Below are 15,059 nucleotides of genomic sequence, written 5' to 3' on the forward strand. Positions count from 1 at the left end.
ACCTCAGCAGCCACACACCGCCTGTCCGCCTCCGCCCCCGCCTGGACCAGGCCCCCCTCATGAGGACCACGGAGGAGTCGGCCTGGGCGCCGCTAGCGGCGCGCGTCTTCCGCGCGCTGTGGATCGCGCAGCTGGTGTCGAACACCGGCACCTGGATGCAGACGGTCGGCGCCCAGTGGCTGCTCGTCGGGCACAGCGCGTCCCTGGTGACGCTCGTGCAGACCGCGTCCAGCCTGCCGGTCGTCCTGCTCGCCCTGCCCTCCGGGGTCCTGGCCGACCGATACGACCGCCGCAAGATGCTCCTGGCCGCACAGTTCTCCATGCTCTCCGTCGCCACCGTGCTGACGGTGCTCGCGTTCCAGGATGCACTCACCCCGACTGCCCTCTTGGTCCTCACCTTCCTGCTCGGGTGCGGTACCGCGCTGATGGGTCCCGCCTGGCAGGCCATCCAGCCGGATCTGGTGAAGCGCGAACAACTGGGTCAGGCGGCGGCGCTGGGGGCCGTGAACATGAACCTGGCCCGCGCCGTGGGCCCCGCCCTCGGCGGCGCGGTGGTCGCCGCGGCGGGCGCAGGCTGGGTCTTCGCCTTCAATGCCCTGTCCTATCTGGGCATCGCGGCGGTGCTCCTGCTGTGGCGACGGCCGACGACGCCCCGGACCACCGCTCACAGCGAGGGGCTCCTGGCCGCCGTGCAGGCCGGCAGACGCTACGTCTGGCACGCTCCCGGCGTCCGCCGGGTCCTGCTGCGCACGGCCCTGTTCATCCCGGGCGGAGCGGCACTCTGGTCGCTGCTGCCGCTCGTCGCCAGCCGTTCGCTGGGGCTGGGCTCGGGCGGGTACGGGCTGCTCCTCGGCGTTGTCGGGGCCGGTGCGGTGGGCGGCGCCGTCGCCCTGCCGGCGATCCGGCGCAGGCTGGGGGCGAACGGCACCCTGGCGGCGGGTGCGGTGGTCTTCGCCGGGACGCTGGTGATCCTGGCGACGGTCCGCCAGCCCTGGCTCGCGGGCGCCGCACTGTTGCCCGCGGGTCTCGCCTGGATCGGCGTGCTGTCCACCCTCAACGCGGCCCTGCAGCAGCGGCTGCCCGGCTGGGTCAGGGGCCGGGGACTCGCCGTCTACCTGGTGGTGTTTCAGGGCGGGCAGGCGCTGACCGCACCGGTGTGGGGCGCTCTGTCCGACGGCCTCGGCCTGGGTGTCTCTCTCCTGATCGGTGCCGGTCTGCTGCTCGCCGGCGCGTTGAGTGTGCGCCGGTGGCCCCTGTACGCGTCGGATGGTGTGGATCCGAGCCCGTCCGACCACTGGCCGGTACCGCATCTGATGTTCGAACCCGGACCGGCCGAGGGACCGGTCCTCGTCTCCGTGACCTACCGGATCGCCCCGGAGAACTGGGCCGCCTTCACCGCGCGCATGGAGCACGTGGCCCGTTCCCGACGCCGCACCGGAGCGCTGACATGGGGGTTGTTCCAGGACGGCGCTGATCCCGGCCGGTTCGTCGAGACCTACATGGTCGCCTCCTGGGCGGAGCACCTGGCCCAGCACCACAGCCGGCTCACAGCCAATGACCGCCGCTTCGAGGAACAGGCGCGCGAACTGCTCGTGGACGGCACCACACCCGAGGTCACCCATGCCTTCGACGCCACCGCCGGGCCCGTGGTGGCCACGGAGCCGGGGAATGACGGCATCCGACGAGAAGGAAAGGCACCGCGATGAGCGACCATGGGCCGAAGCCCGCCGGACGACTCGGCACCACCGATCAGCACGGTGGCCCCCCTCCGCAGGTCGAGATCCTCACCGCGCGGGACGTCCCCCTGGGCGGCCCGAGGGCGATGAGGGTGCGGCGCACACTGCCGCAGCGGGCCAGGACGCTGATCGGCGCCTGGTGCTTCGTGGACCATTACGGTCCCGACGACGTGTCCGAGACCGGGGGCATGGATGTCGCCCCGCATCCGCACACCGGCCTGCAGACGGTCAGTTGGCTGTTCAGCGGTGAGATCGAGCACCGGGACAGCCAGGGCAATCACGCCTTCGTGCGGCCCGGCGAACTGAACCTGATGACCGGCGGACGCGGCATCAGCCACTCGGAGGTCTCCACCGCCCGTACGCGGATCCTGCACGGCGTCCAGCTCTGGGTGGCACTACCACGGGAGCACCGGCATGCCGACCGTGCCTTCCGCCACCACGTACCGACACCGCTCCGGCGCCACGGCTCCACGCTGAGGGTTTTCCTCGGGAGTCTGGTCGGCCGGACCTCACCGGTGCCGACGTTCACCCCGCTGCTCGGTGCCGAGATCGTCCTCGATCCGCACTCGACGACCACCCTCCCGGTCGATCCGGCCTTCGAACACGGTCTCCTGGTCGACCAGGGGGAAGTCGACATGGCCGGTACCCTCCTGCACCCTGCGGACCTGGGCTACCTCTCCCCCGGGCACGACACGCTGACCCTGGTGAACGACACGGACGTGCCCGCCCGCGCCGTCCTGCTGGGCGGCCCGCCGTTCGGCGAAGAGATCGTCATGTGGTGGAACTTCATCGGCCGTAGCCACGAGGACATCGCCGAGGCCAGACAGGCGTGGCAGGACGGGTCCGACCGTTTCGGCGACGTCGACGGTTACGACGGTGACTGCCTGCCCGCGCCCGCCCTCCCCAACGCCACCATCGCCCCCCGAAAGAACCCCGACGCTCCCTGAGAGGCTCACCATGACCCGACCCGCCGGCACACCAACCGTCCAGCGTGTGGACGACAAGCACCGCTACGAGATTCACGTCGACGGCCGCATGGCCGGCTTCACCGCGTACCGGGACCACGGCGACCAGCGAGTCTTCTACCACACGGAAATCGACGACGCGTTCGCCGGACAAGGCCTGGCCTCGCAGCTCGTCCAGCGCGCCCTGACCGATGTCCGTGACGTGGGTAAGCGCGTCGTCGCGGTCTGCCCCTACGTAGCGAAGTACCTGACCAGGCACGATGAGTTCGCGGACGTGGCCGATCCGGTGACCCCCGAGATCCGTAGGTGGCTGGACCAGGCGCTGACGCACTGAACCACGAGAGCCCCGCTCCCCCAGCTTGTGATCAAGCCTGACGGGAGCGGGGCTGCCACCCGATCCAGGACCCCGGTCGAACCAGATCGAGCGTACGACCGGGCAGAGAAGGTCCGTGAGCTGCCGCTGCAGCCCGGCGCCTTCTTGGACAGGCCCCTCATCCGTGCGGCGGGCCACCGAGCCGGGCGCGGCCCGAGGCGGCGCTCAGTGGGTGTCGAGGCCGGCGAGGCGTTCCCGGGCCTCGGTGAGGCGGTTGGGATCGGCTACCGCCCCGAGGGCAATGCATTGGCTGAAGGCGTCCCGGGCCTCGTCGTGGTGCCCGGCGGCCAGCAGGGTGTTGCCGAGGTAAACCAGGGTGCGGCTTTCCAGGCCTTCGTTGCCGCTGTCGCGCCCGAGGCTCACGGCGGCCCGCAGGTGCCCGATGGCCTCGGGCCAGTTCTTGAAGTGGGCGTGAGACAGGCCGATGCTCGTCTCCAAGTTCAAGCGAACGGCATCGGCGACATGCGGTTCGATGCGGTCGCCGACCTGGTCGAGGAAGGCGAGCGTGCGCAGGTGCTGCGCGATGGATTCCTCGTGCCGGCCCGCGACGGAGAGGTTGTAGCCTGCATTGCCCATGGCCTGGAGGGTGCCGTGGAGATCACCGGCAGCCTCGAAGAGCCTGGCCGACTCGCGGTTGTGATATGTCGCGGCAGCGTGGTCGCCGAGCAGAGAGAGGGTCCAGGCACTGTAGAAATGGGCCCAGCCCTGCTGGGGGAGGTCTGCGGCGCGCTGGGCGGCGGTCAGGGCCTGGGCCGCGCGGGCGAGGCTGTCGTGGTGGCGGCCTTCGCATATCAGCAGGGCCCAGGCGTGGTAGTTGAGGTGGGTGGCCTCCAGAAGGGGGTCGCCGAGGGCTTGGGCGCAGTGGGCGGCGGTGGCGAAGACCTCGGGCCAGTGTCCCCAGTAGATCCACTGGTCGGAGAACCAGTGCAGGGCCTCGGCGACCTCCACGACACTCGCGTGGTCACCCGCGGTGGCGGCCGTGCGCAGGGCGGCGAGCCAGTTGTCGCCTTCGGCCTGGAGCCACTGGCGGGCGTGCTCGGCCGTGGACAGGTCGACGGTGCCCTGCCAGGTGGGGGGTGGGGCGCCGTGATCGGGTTCGTACCAGCGGCCGGCCACGACGGTGGTCTCCAGCAGCCAGCGGTGCAGCGCCGCTCGGGCCGCCTCACACTTCTCGGGGGGCTCTTCGGCGTGCAGCCGGCTGCGGGCGTACAGGCGCAGCAGGTCGTGCAGACGGTAGCGATCTTGGTCGGTGCCCAGCAGACCGGTCTCGACGAGTTCTTCGAGGGCGTCCTCGGCGTCGAACAGCGGCTGCTCGGTCAGCTGAGCGGCGCCGGCGGCGCTGACGTCGGGGCCGTCGACCAGGGACAGCAGCCGGAACAGGCGTGCGGCGGTGGGAGTCAGCTGACGGTAGGACAGGTCGAAGGCCGCCGAGAGGCGGAGGTCGCCGGCGGTCAGCGTGTCCAGGCGGCGTTCTTCCAGCGCGAGGCGGTCGGCGAGGCGGCGCATCGTCCAGCCGGTGCGGGTGGCCAGCCAGTTGCCCGCCACGCGCAGGGCCAGCGGCAGATGCCCGCAGCGGTGGGCGACCTCGGCCAGCGCGCCAGGGTCCGCGTTAACGCGCTCCTGTCCCACCAGGGCGATCAGGAAGTCGGCAGCTTCGATGGGGGAGAGTTCGCCGATGGACAGACGGTGGACGCTCTCCAGGCCGGTGAGCATCCTTCGGCTGGTGATCAGCACCATACCCGCGCCCGCTCCCGGCAGCAGCGGGCGGACCTGGGCCTCGTCCCGGGCGTTGTCCAGCACCAGAAGACAGCGCCGCTCGGCCAGCACCTTCCGGTACAGCTCCGGGTGCCCCTGCAGGCCGGCCTTCGCGAGATCGCGGTCGGCCACGCCCAACGCATTCAGCGCACGCAGCAGGAGCTCGGCCGTGTCCGGCGGACTGTCGTCCAAGCCACGCAGGTCCAGCAACAGCTGCCCGTCCGGGAAACGCCCGGCCAGATCGCGGGCGGCCTGCAGCGTAAAGGTGGTCTTGCCCGCTCCCGGCGGCCCGGACACCGCCGCCACCACCGGCTGCCCAGCGGTCGCCCTGTCGGCCAGTGCCGCCAGTTGAGTCAGTTCCGCTTCCCGGCCGACGAAGTCGTCGATGCCGCGCGGGAAAGCACGCACGCCGGCCGGACTGTGGCGGGGGCTGCGACCGGACCGGGCGGCGGCCAGCAGCCGCTCCCGCGCCGGCTCGCCCAACCCCAGCCCGTCCGCCAACGCGGCGACCGTCCTCCGCTGGGGAGTCGCCCGCCGACCGCGCTCCAGATCACCGATCCCCCGGACACTGACCCCCGATGCCTCCGCCAGTGCCTCAATCGTCAGCGATGCCTCCAACCGCAACTGCCGCAGCAGCACCCCGAACCCCGCCCCACCCACGTCGGCCCCCTGTTACCTCGCATCACCTGCGCCAGAACCGCTCCGACATCGCTCCTGGGGCGAAGCACCCAGCGGCGACAAGATCTTACGGCGGCTGACCAGGGTCACCGGCCCGGTGCGGCCGATAGTGCGCGGACCGTCAAGCCCGCGGGTGCGGAAGGCAGGCTGCCGGTGAACCTCTACATCCACGGTGCCGGATGCGTCTTCGGCAACGCTCACGTCAGCGCGCCGACCACCGGGTGTGAGGACCGGGTGTGAGGGCACGGTCACAGGCGATACGGAGCGGCATTCCGCGTGGCGGCCCACGGCGGCCGGTGTGTTGCCCAGCAGGCCGGAGGATGGGGGGGCGGCCGGGGAGGGCGATCCATTCGAGAGGAGCAGAGGCGGGGCCGGAGCCTGCCCGTTGAGGGGGTGCCACCTGCGCGGAACTCCACCACGTGTCGGCGGTTGTCACGGCGTGGCGTTCCAGGTCTTGTGCAAGCCCTTGCGGGGGCGCGGTTCCGGCCGTCCGGTGCACCGGACGGCGGGTCGTCGGCGACCGGTCGGCGGACGGTCCCTCCGCCGGGTGGGGGCGGCGTTCCCGGCGTTTGTTTCCGAACGCGGGCTCGTACGTCGTACCGCGTTTCGCCCAGGGGTCGTCGAGGATCTTGTGCGGCAGGCTCCGGACGGAGAGGTCGTTCAGATACTCGGAGAAGTCGAGTGCGTCACCGTGCTCGCATTCCTCGACGAACTCCTCCCACATTCCGAGGGCCTGCGCCGGGCGGGGCGGGGATGCCCAGCCCGAGGCGCGGGCGATCCGCTGGAGCCGCTCGGTGAAGTCGGGGTCGACGAAGATCACTCGAACTGGCTTTGGAAGTACTCGACCGGGTCTCCCCTGAGCCGGAAGAAGGTGGACATGGTGCCCTAGGAGTTCACGTAGCCGAAGTGTCCAGTCTTCGGGTCGACCCGAAACACCCCGCCGCTCGAACTCGGCAGGGAGATGAATCCCATCGGTCCGGCACCGGACACGAACTGCGTCGCCGGCCGCTGGGTTCCGAACGGGGTGGCCGGTGGCGGGATCACGGCAGGCGATCGATGCGATCGCCTGGAAGTAACGCACCAGCAAGGGAGCGGCGGGGCTGTCGGCCTCCGTCGGGGCCCAGCTCGTGCGTCATGCGTAGAATCGGCGTCGTGAGTGCGGGAGCGGGTGGGGGAAGCGTCGGAGGGACGCCGTTCGGTCGACTGTTGCGAGCGTTGCGGCTGGCCCGCTGCTGGACGATCGAGGAGCTTGCGGAGGCGTCCGGCGTTTCGGTGCGCGCGATCGGTGACATGGAACGGGGCCGGAGTCTTCGTCCGCAGCGCGGAACGGTCACCGCGCTGGTCCAGGGTCTGGACCTGGACGAGGCGGCGCACTCCGAACTGCTGGCGGCCCTCCGCGCCGGACGTCCCGCGACGAAGCCTTCCGTCTCGCCGGCGTCGCCCTACGCGCTGCCCCGAGGCGTTCGGGACTTTGTGGGCCGGCATGCGGAGCTGGCCACGTTGCGTACCCTCGTGCAACAGTCCGTCACGGAGTCTCGGACGGGGAACAGGGCGGTGCGCTCACCGGCGCCGGTGGTGGTGCTGTTCGGGCCGCCCGGCAGCGGCAAGACCACCTTGGCGATCAGACTGGCCGAGGAGTCCGCTCCGTCCTTTCCGGATGGAGCGTTCCTGATCGACATGCGGGGCCTCGACGCACAGCCGCTCTCTGCGGATCAGGCCGTGCTGCGCCTGCTGGACGCCTGGGGCGTGGCCGACGCCGAGCTGGGACGGCAGAGTGCCGAGGAGCGTCTCGCCCGGTATCACGCGACCGCAGCCGCTCTCCGCGCGGTTGTCGTCCTCGACAACGTCGGTAGCGAGGCACAGGTCAGACCGTTGCTGCCGCGCGAGGGCGGGCTCCTTCTCGTGGTGAGCAGCCGACGCACACTCGCCGGCCTGGAGGGAGTGCACCGTACGGAGCTCGGCGCACTGACCCGGGAGGACTCCGCCTCACTGCTCCGGGCCGTGGTCGGCGCCGACCGCGTGGACGCGGAGCCCGCGGCTGTCCTCGCCGTGACCGAGTTGTGCGGGCACCTCCCCCTGGCCTTGCGGGTGGCCGCGAACTGGGCGGCAACCCGCACCAACTGGAGCCTGCAGCGGCTCGCCGACCGGCTCACTGACGAGGAGCGCAGGCTCGACGCTCTCAGCGCCGGAGACCTTCGTGTCAACACCGCCTTCGCCCTCTCCTATTCGCGTCTGGCCCCTGGCACCGCCCGCATGTTCCGGTTGCTGTCGCTGGTGCCCGGGGCGGATTTCAGCATTCCGTCGGCGGCCGTGCTCGCGGACACGTCCCTGCCCGCGGCCGAAGACCTGTTGGAGGAACTCCTCGACGCGGGCCTGCTGATGGCCTCCCCCGGCGACCGCTATCGCTTTCACGATCTGCTGCGGCTGTACGCGGGGGCTCGCCACCGTGCCGAGGACGGCGACGAGGCGTCGGTTGCCGCAAAAGCCCGCCTGCGGGCCTGGCTGCTGGACACGGCCGTCCTCGCGGGCCGCTGGTACGAGCCGGAGCACGGTGCACCGTCGCCGGCCCCCGGCAGGCTGGTCGCCCTCGGCGACCGCGAGCAGGCGATGCGGTGGATGAAGACGGAGAGCGACAACTGGCTCGCCGCCTTCCGTGAGGCCGTGGAAACCGGTGAACACGCCAAGGTCATCGAGGTCGCGGACGCGACGATCTGGTTCTCCGACCACTGGGTGTCCTGGGGGCACTGGATCGAGGTCTACAAACGCGCCGCCGAGGCCGCGGCAGCCCTGGGCGACCCCGTACGGGAGGCCACCCACCGCAACAACCTGGCAGGGGCCTACTGGATCGGCGAACGCCGCCACGACAAGGCGGTCGGCGAAGCCGGGCGCGCGCTCGCCATCGCCGAGAAGTGCGGGGACGTCACTCAGCAGGCTTGGGCCCACCACCACCTCGGCGGACTGCACGCTCTGGTCGACGACCTGCCGCCGGCCGCCGACCACTATCAGCGTGCCAAGGAGCTGTTCGCGCAGGCCGATGAGGTCAACGGGTACCTGGCGGCGTCGAACATGACCATCAGGGTGGCGGAGAAGGCCGGTCGCCCGCGGCAAGCGGTCGCTGCCTATGACGAGGTGATGGACCTCCTCGGCGCTTCCGAATACCGCGACCGCATTCCGCCCAACGTGCGGGACTACTCAACCATGTACGCCGCGTTCTACGTGTCGTTCGCCCATCTCAACCAGGGGCACTGGCAGGACGCCGTCGACGCCCTGCGTCCCATCCGGGGGCAGCTCGAGGCCCACGGCTGGCACGAGCGGGCAGGCATGGTCCACCTCCACATGGCTCACGCACTGGTCCACCTAGGCGAGCTCGCCGAGGCGGAGACGGAGTACCGCGCCGTGCTCACCATGGCGGACCTCGTCCCCCCGGCCATGCTGGACGAAGCCCGTGCGGCTCTGGACGCCCTGGCCGCGGGCACGCCGTCCCCACCCACCCACTTCGCCTGATCCGGGTCGGCGGCCACGGAGCCGGGGCCACAATCACCTTCACAGGAACCCGGCGCGCTCCCGACAGGTACACCAGCGAGGTCCGCCCCCTGCACAAGTACAACGCCGGAAGGCGGCTGAACGCGAACGTCGTACGCGAGCAAGGCGCCGAAGCCAGCGCCTTCGGGGTCTTCAGCCGGCGGCTGGGCATGACGATGGCCGAGAACACGTCGGAGGACCCTCGCTCCGGTTGCCCTCGGAACCACCGGATCCGAGACCTACCTTGCGGTCGACGCCGACGACCTGTGCCCACACTGGCCCACGCCGGGGACCACGCCCGGCACGGATGGAGGGCTCATTTCGGGCTACATCAGCAGGCACGATTGCGAAACCGGTGGGGAGTACCCGCGCCGCTGGGGAGCGCGTGGGGAGGAGCGGCCGCATAAGACGGCACGCCCGTGAAAGACGCTGAAAGAGGTAATGATCCAGGTCCGCCACGGGCGTTGTCGAATCACCGCAGGTCGACGCCACTGGCTGGACAACTTCACGACGTAGGCGCCGAGGCCGTCGGCCCCGACGACTCCGGGGACGGAGCCGCCGGACCTCAGCGGGGTCACGTATCGAACAGCAGTCATGTCGCGCAGCACCCGGCCAGGGGAAGCCAGGCCCCGGCAGTCACGCCCCGAGCAGCGGGTTGGGCAGCGGCAGGTAGCGTGCGTCGGCGCCGTCCGCGCCCGTCCAGCGCAGCAGGAGGTTGGTCTTGCCGGGGAGGGTGGGCGAGGCGAGCAGGGCCGGGATCTCGGGCAGGTCGTGGCGGGCGAGTTCCCGGCGGACGGCGGACCAGGGGGCGAATCCGGCGTGGTGCTCGGCCAGTGCCCCGGCGATCTCGTGGAGGTGGTTGACGAGCAGGCAGTACACCAGCCGCTCCCAGCCGGCCGCCCTGGAGGTGTCCGGCAGCAGTTTCACGCCCTCGGCGTCCCGGAACAGGGCCTGCACCGGTGTCCCCGCGGCGTCCACGGCGACCAGCGTGTTCTGCAGGTGTGCCTCCAGCACGACGCCGTCGTCGGCGAAGGCGGTCAGCACCGGCGGTACGACGACGGCGAGGTAGGCCGCCCACCAGGCGGCCGGGTCGGCCGTGCGCTCCAGCGGGCTGCCGTCGAAGCCCTCCACGAGAGCGGCGGCCAGCAGCGGCGTCGCGCCCGGCAGCAGGCGGTCGCGCAGTCCGTCGCGGACGACGACGGCCAGTTCCTCGAAGGCGAAGCCCGGGGTGCGGTAGCCGTGGTCGCCGAGCCAGGCCGCCGGGGGGCCGATCGCTGCGAACGCCTCCGTGACCGCGGTGTCGGTGCGGCGCAGACCGAGCAGGTCGTGGCGCCACAGCCGGCGGATGTCGTTGGTGATGCGCACGTCGAGGCTGAACTTCAGGAAAAGGTCCCGTTCGGGGGCGTACACCGTGCGGACGGCGGCCGTCGGCCAGACCGGGAATCCGGTCGTGCCCAGCCGGATCAGCCGGCCGTCGGCGAAGGCCGGGGCGAGGGCGGTCGCCGTCAGGTCGAGCTGCCAGGGGTGGGCGGGCAGCAACCGGTAGCCGGGCGGGGCCTGGCCGAGGGCGTCCAGGGCGGAGGTGTCGCCCTCCTCGACGACCGTGTCCTCGCGCACGGCGAGCAGCGTCAGCGGGAAGCAGGCGTGCGCCTCCGGTGCGTACGGCAGCCAGCCGGTGTGCGGACCTCCGCCTCGCGCCTTGGGAGCGGGGTGATGGGTGTGACCGGTGAGGAGGGACTGCTCGGAGCGGAGGTACGGGTCCCCGGGCGGGGTCGCCCGCGCACGTGCGGCCAGCAGGGCGGCCACCACGTCCCGGCTGTCGGTCATCTCGCTGGGGAGTTCGTGGTTGGCCAGGCCGGTGTGCCGCCGCAGTTCCTCGGCGACGAGTTCCACCAGTCCGGCGTGGCCGAGGCGGCGCCAGCCGCCGGCCGCGCGCACCTCCGGTTCGGCGGGCCGGCGCCCGGCGCGGACGCGCAGCAGCCGGCCGCTCCCGGGCAGCCGGTACACGGGTCGTTCGCCGGGGCCCGGCAGGGGCTCTGCCACCTCGCGCAGCAGGCAGTTCAGCAGCGGTGCCGCCGCGTAGGCGTCGGCCCGCTCCGCGACGTCGTCCCGGGTGGGGTCGGCGCCCGTGGGCGGGGGCAGGAGATCCACGCGTTCCACTCGTTCCCTACGGTCTGTCCAGTGGGCGGAGACGATCAGTATGTCTGTCGTCGTCCCTCTGCCGTGACGTCCTACCCGTATCCGAGGAGCCCTCCCGTGCATCGTCCCCCCACCGCAGAGGCCGAGGTCGCCGACGAGCTGGCCGCCGTCCGCCCCGGTCTCGTCCCCCGGTACACGGCCGAGCTGCCCGGCGCCCGCGCGGCCGTGCTGTCCCGGCTGTGGCGTGCGTTCGCCCATGAGCCGCTGCCGTGGATCGCCGGCCGGGACCCCGCCCGGGACGCACTGGTCCTGCGCCTTCGGGACGGCCGCCGGCTGGCCGGCCCGGCCGCCGACCCGTACCGCACCGACGCGTACGTCGCCGTCGTACGGCTCGACGGGGTCCCGTACGACGATCCGGCGCGGCTGGTGACGGATCTCGCCGTACCGCACTCGGCGGGGTTCGCCGCGGAACTCGGGCACAGTGTCGCGTCGTTGGCGCTGTCGCGGGCGGGGCAGGGGAATCACCCGGACGAGTGGCCGGCCAGTGACTGGGGCTGGGAGCAGCGGGTGGTCGACGGGCACCCGTTCCACCCCAACTGCCGTTCCCGGCCCGGCTTCTCCGTGGCCGATCAGCTCGCCTACGGGCCCGAGCACGGGCCGGTGGTGGGGCTGGGCCTGGTGCCGGTCCCGGCGTCCGGGTGCCTGGTGTCGGGGGGATGGCCGCGGCAGCTGCGGGACGGGACGCGGCTGCTGATCCCGGTGCATCCGTGGCAGGCCGCGCACGTGCTCAAGCGGCCCTGCGAGGAGGTGCTCGCCGCGCACCCGCTGATGTCGCTGCGCACGCTCGCCGTGCCCGGCGGACCGCACGTCAAGACCGCCCTCAGTGCCCGGCTGACCTCCTCGGTGCGGGACATCTCGGTCGCCTCGATCGCCGCGTCGGCGGCCGTGTCGGACTTCGGGCAGGCGCTGCCGGCGCACACCGGCGGGCTGCTGCACGTCACCCGCACCCTGGGCGCGGCCACCGCCCACTCCCCCGACCTGGCGGCAGTGCTGCGCGAGTCGCCCGGGGCGTACGCGGCACCGGGCGAGCACGTGGTCCCGGTGGCCGCCCTGGCGGGCACCGCACTGCCCGCCTCCGCCGCCTGGCGGGCCGGGTTCGCGCGCCTCGCCCTCGGCGTGGGGCTGCGTCTGCTGGAGCTGGGCGTGGCTCTGGAGGCGCACGGCCAGAACCTGCTCGTGGTGCTGTCACCGTCGGGCGATCCGCTGCGTCTGGTCTACCGCGACCTGGCCGACATCCGGGTGAGCCCGGCGCGCCTCGCGCGGCACGGCATCGACGCCCCCGGCCTGCCCGCACGGATGCTCACCGACGACCCGACGGCGCTGCGCCGCAAGCTGTTCGGCTCGCTGGTGGGCGGCGCGCTGGCGGCGACCGCGGGCTCGGGCACGGCGCTGCGGGAGGCGCTGGCGGCGGTCGTCGGGGATCTGCCGACGACGCCGGACCTCGTGGCACTGCGCGAGGAGCCGCTGCCGGTGAAGGCGTTGACGCTGATGCGGATGTCGCCGAGAACGGCCGGGGACATGTGGGCGCAGCTGCCCAATCCCCTCGGCTGACAACGGCGCTGCGGGAGGCGCTGGCGGCGGTCGTCGGGGATCTGCCGACGACGCCGGACCTCGTGGCACTGCGCGAGGAGCCGCTGCCGGTGAAGGCGTTGACGCTGATGCGGATGTCGCCGAGAACGGCCGGGGACATGTGGGCGCAGCTGCCCAATCCCCTGTGCTGACAGGGGCGTTGGGGCGCGGAGGAGGTGCCGTTTTGGAGCACGACACCTCTGGTCAATAGGATCCGCCGATGATCACAAGAAAACGGCTGGCGGCAGGCGTGTGCGCCCTGCTCGCCGCGCTGACGGCCGGGGTCGCGTTCCCGGCCGGGGCGGTCGCCGGTGAGCCCACGGGCGAGGACGCGCCGAAGGTGAACCTCGTGCTCGACGTCAGCGGTTCGATGCGGACCCGGGACATCGACGGCGGGACCCGGATGGCCGCGGCGAAGCAGGCGTTCAACGAGGTGCTCGACGCCACGCCCGAGGAGGTCCGGCTCGGGATACGGACGCTCGGCGCCGACTACGCCGGCGACGACCGGAAGACGGGCTGCAAGGACACCGCGCAGCTCTACCCGGTCGGCCCGCTGGACCGCACCGAGGCCAAGACGGCGGTGGCGACCCTGGCGCCCACCGGCTGGACGCCGATCGGCCCCGCGCTGCTCAAGGCCGCCGACGACCTGGACGGCGGGAACGGCTCCAAGCGGATCGTGCTGATCAGCGACGGCGAGGACACCTGCGCCCCGCTCGACCCGTGCGAGGTGGCCCGGGAGATCGCGGCCAAGGGCATCGGGCTGACCATCGACACCCTGGGCCTGGTGCCCAACGCCAAGATGCGGCAGCAGCTCAGCTGCATCGCCGAGGCGACCGGCGGTACGTACACGTCGGTGGAGCACACCGACGAACTCACCGACCGGGTGAACCAGTTGGTGGACCGGGCGGCCGACCCGGTGGTGACGCCGGTCGCCACCGAGGGCGCCGACGCGTGCCCGAAGGCGCCGACGCTGAAGTCGGGGCTCTACACCGACCGCGAGGAGTTCGGGCAGCAGCGCTGGTACCGCGTGGACGTGGATCCGGGCCAGGAGCTGCGCGCCTCGGTGAGCGTGGGCGCCGACCGTGCCGTCAACCCCTCCTACGGGGTGCTGCTGCGGGCGGTCACGGTGCACGGCCGGGAGATCGTGCGCGGCGAGGCCGCCGGGAACGGCCGTACGGACGTGATCTCGACGGGGCTGCGGTACCCGAAGGCGGAGAGCGACGAGGAGGACACGCCGGCCGAGACCGTGTGCCTGCAGGTCACCAACTCCTTCTCCGTCGCCTCCGGGGTGAAGACCTCGCCCGGTCTGCCGCTGGAGCTGACCGTCGACGTGGTGGACGGCCCGGGCCGGGCCGACGACGTGGCCTCCTTCGGCCTCGGGCGCGGCTGGTGGCTGCTCGGTGCGCTCGTCCTCACCGGCTTCCTCGCCGGTCTGCTCTGGGGCTGGCTGTCGCGCTGGCGGTTCGCGGTCTGGAGGACCCACTGATGCGTATCACACGGGTGTTGAGCGCGGCGTTGCTCGCCCTCGGCCTGGCCGCGGGCCCGGCGGCGGCCGACAGCTCACCGAGTCCGTCCGAGGAGGGCTCCGCGCCCACCGAGGCGGGTACGTCCTTCCGTACGGCGACGGAGATCGAGCAGGGACAGCAGGCCACGGCGGACGGCTCCGCGGGCGACTACCTGTACTGGTCGTTCCCGGCCGACGCCGGACAGCGTCCCACCGTGAAGGCCACGGTGAAGCTGCCCGGGACGCACGCCGCCGAGACCTGGCGCGTCGACGTGTACGACGGTCTGCGGCGCCGCCAGGCCTGCCAGTGGGGCGCGCAGACGCGCACCGCGGCGGCGGACGCCCCGTCCGTGGAGCTGGCCTGCGTCCTGCGCACGGTCCGCGCCTGGTCGGAGCCGTGGGCGAACGATCCGCTGCCGGGCACGTACTACGTCCGGCTGACGGTGGTGAACCTGCCGACGTCCGACCTCGGGCTGCGCGTCGGCGCGGAGGTCCGGGTGGACTCCGCGGACATGGGCGGGGCGGCGGCCGTGGACGGCCGGCTGGCCGAACCGCTGGTCCCGGGTGCCGCGGTGAAGTCCGCGGCGGACGGCGAGGACTCCGGCACCTCCGCCGTGCTGTCGGCGATCGAGCCCGAGGACGGCTGGTCCTCCGGCTGGTGGTCCGACCGGTGGGTGTGGACGGGGATCGGCGGTGTGCTGGCCGCGCTGGCCGGAATCGCCGGGTACGCGCTGACGCGCGGGTCGGGCAGACCGGCG

General features: G+C 72.4%; 10 protein-coding genes and 1 pseudogene. 8 read left to right on the forward strand and 3 right to left on the reverse strand.

Annotated features, from left to right (window positions below; genetic code table 11):
- Positions 1-59 precede the first annotated feature (59 nt).
- Genes IE260_RS35675 through IE260_RS35685 form a run of 3 tightly spaced genes read left to right on the forward strand, consistent with a single transcriptional unit; the run spans position 60 to position 3,035 of the window.
- Positions 60-1,706, forward strand: coding sequence for an MFS transporter (locus IE260_RS35675; RefSeq protein WP_189879628.1), 1,647 nt, complete (start codon positions 60-62; stop codon positions 1,704-1,706).
- Positions 1,703-2,683 carry a pirin family protein gene (locus IE260_RS35680; protein ID WP_189879630.1) on the forward strand — a complete coding sequence of 327 codons (981 nt, stop codon included), beginning with the start codon at positions 1,703-1,705 and terminating at the stop codon, positions 2,681-2,683. Before IE260_RS35675 ends, IE260_RS35680 begins: the two co-directional genes overlap by 4 nt.
- Positions 2,684-2,693: 10 nt before the next feature.
- Positions 2,694-3,035 carry a GNAT family N-acetyltransferase gene (locus IE260_RS35685; protein ID WP_189879632.1) on the forward strand — a complete coding sequence of 114 codons (342 nt, stop codon included), beginning with the start codon at positions 2,694-2,696 and terminating at the stop codon, positions 3,033-3,035.
- Between the two features lie 204 nt (positions 3,036-3,239).
- Here the strand turns inward: IE260_RS35685 and IE260_RS35690 are convergent, their stop codons facing one another.
- Complete coding sequence (locus IE260_RS35690) at positions 3,240-5,489, reverse strand: XRE family transcriptional regulator (protein WP_189879634.1); 2,250 nt, start codon at positions 5,487-5,489, stop codon at positions 3,240-3,242.
- A 1,224-nt stretch (positions 5,490-6,713) separates the two neighbouring features.
- Between IE260_RS35690 and IE260_RS35695 the strand changes: the two genes are divergently transcribed.
- A complete protein-coding gene (locus IE260_RS35695; protein ID WP_189879636.1) occupies positions 6,714-9,011 on the forward strand; it encodes a helix-turn-helix domain-containing protein in 2,298 nt (765 codons plus the stop codon).
- A 491-nt stretch (positions 9,012-9,502) separates the two neighbouring features.
- Here IE260_RS35695 and IE260_RS43415 read toward each other — a convergent pair.
- A pseudogene (locus IE260_RS43415) lies at positions 9,503-9,637 on the reverse strand (HipA family kinase); the annotation flags it as partial.
- 28 nt (positions 9,638-9,665) lie between these two features.
- Positions 9,666-11,189 carry an IucA/IucC family protein gene (locus IE260_RS35700; protein WP_229881636.1) on the reverse strand — a complete coding sequence of 508 codons (1,524 nt, stop codon included), beginning with the start codon at positions 11,187-11,189 and terminating at the stop codon, positions 9,666-9,668.
- A gap of 96 nt (positions 11,190-11,285) precedes the next feature.
- Here IE260_RS35700 and IE260_RS35705 point away from each other — a divergent pair, with 96 nt between their 5' ends.
- The 4 genes from IE260_RS35705 to IE260_RS35720 form a co-directional block, all read left to right on the forward strand.
- Positions 11,286-12,779 (forward strand): IucA/IucC family protein, encoded by a 1,494-nt coding sequence (locus IE260_RS35705; protein ID WP_189879640.1) that lies wholly within the window; start codon positions 11,286-11,288, stop codon positions 12,777-12,779.
- Positions 12,749-12,949 carry a hypothetical protein gene (locus tag IE260_RS35710; RefSeq protein ID WP_189879642.1) on the forward strand — a complete coding sequence of 67 codons (201 nt, stop codon included), beginning with the start codon at positions 12,749-12,751 and terminating at the stop codon, positions 12,947-12,949. Before IE260_RS35705 ends, IE260_RS35710 begins: the two co-directional genes overlap by 31 nt.
- 68 nt (positions 12,950-13,017) lie before the next feature.
- Positions 13,018-14,283, forward strand: coding sequence for a VWA domain-containing protein (locus IE260_RS35715; RefSeq protein WP_189879645.1), 1,266 nt, complete (start codon positions 13,018-13,020; stop codon positions 14,281-14,283).
- On the forward strand, positions 14,283-15,059 hold a 777-nt coding region (locus IE260_RS35720; protein WP_189879647.1), incomplete at its 3' end, for a hypothetical protein. The genes IE260_RS35715 and IE260_RS35720, both read left to right, overlap by 1 nt.

It is taken from the genome of Streptomyces viridiviolaceus (assembly GCF_014650995.1).
Classification (GTDB): domain Bacteria; phylum Actinomycetota; class Actinomycetes; order Streptomycetales; family Streptomycetaceae; genus Streptomyces; species Streptomyces viridiviolaceus.